Raw genomic sequence first — 1,166 nt, 5'->3', positions numbered from 1 at the left:
ATACTAATTTGTTGAGGCTGTGACTCATGGGGTACCCATTGGTTTAAAAATGTGATTCACAGGATGCCATTGTTGAAGGAAGGTATCTCTGATGAGCAAGGCAGTCGCACTCCGCGAGGATTATGACGCAGCGAGGGTGCGCAGTCAGGCCCGAGGAAGCAGACATGCCGCCCAGTCCCGGCGCCTTCTGGCGCTTGCCGCGATTTATGACGGGGCGACACGTGGTGAAGCGGCCCGTCTTGCGGGAACAGATCGACAGATCGTTCGGGACTGGGTTTTGCGCTTTAACGCTCAAGGGCCTGCGGGGCTGATTGATCGTCATGGTGGGGGCACTCCTCGTCGCATCACACCTTCCGTCATGGAAGCTCTGGCGCAGCGGATCGAAGATGGCCCCATTCCCGCGGCTCATGGTGTGGTGCGCTGGCGATTGCGTGATCTGTGCGCCTGGCTCCATGAAGAGCACGGGGTCAGCCTGTCTGTATCGTGGTTGAGCAGGATTGTCCGCAATGAGAATTTTCGCCTGCTGACGGCCCGCCCACTGCATTATGCCCAGAACCCGGATGCCCAGGACATTTTTAAAAAGACTTCCCTGATGCCCTTGCAGCAATCAGCGCCTGTCATCCCGGAGAAGACATCGAACTGTGGTGGACGGATGAAGCGAGGATCGGCCAGAAAACAAAGCTGACACGGCGGTGGACGAAGCGGGGAACCCGCCCTCGCGCGACAGCCGACCTACGGACCCGATCCGCCTGGATTTTCGGAGCGATCTGCCCCGCTCAGGGAAAAGGGGCCGCCCTCGTGCTTCCTTCGTGCAACATCCATGCGATGAATTTCCATCTCAAGGAAATCGCCCAGGCCGTTGCACCGCAAAGCCACGCCGTCCTCATCCTGGATCAGGCAGCATGGCATACCAGTCTGAAACTGACGGTTCCCCCCAACATCACTCTCCTACCGCTTCCACCACGGTCACCTGAACTGAACCCGGTGGAAAACGTCTGGCAGTTCATGCGTAATACATGGCTCTCAAACAGAATCTTCAAAACCTATGACGATATCGTCGATATCGCCTGCCATGCGTGGAACCAGCTCACCGACCAGCCATGGCGCATTATGTCTCTCGGATTGCGCGACTGGGCTCATGGGTCATAGCAAAAGCAAATTGGTAT

The 1,166-nt window shown here is 57.2% G+C and carries 1 protein-coding gene; it reads left to right on the top strand.

The genetic code is table 11. The features are described from left to right. The first annotated feature begins 91 nt into the window (after positions 1-91). Positions 92-1,149 (top strand): IS630 family transposase gene (locus KP699_RS16210; RefSeq protein ID WP_143217558.1). Its coding sequence is split into 2 segments (ribosomal slippage): positions 92-584 and positions 584-1,149, totalling 1,059 coding nucleotides; the frame shifts between segments, so codons are not numbered across the junction. Positions 1,150-1,166: the final 17 nt, after the last annotated feature.

It is taken from the genome of Acetobacter sp. P1H12_c, from assembly GCF_018811975.1.
Taxonomy (GTDB): Bacteria; Pseudomonadota; Alphaproteobacteria; order Acetobacterales; family Acetobacteraceae; genus Acetobacter; species Acetobacter persici.
Note: the sequence above shows the minus strand (reverse complement) of the source record. Positions and strands in the feature narration are given on the sequence as shown.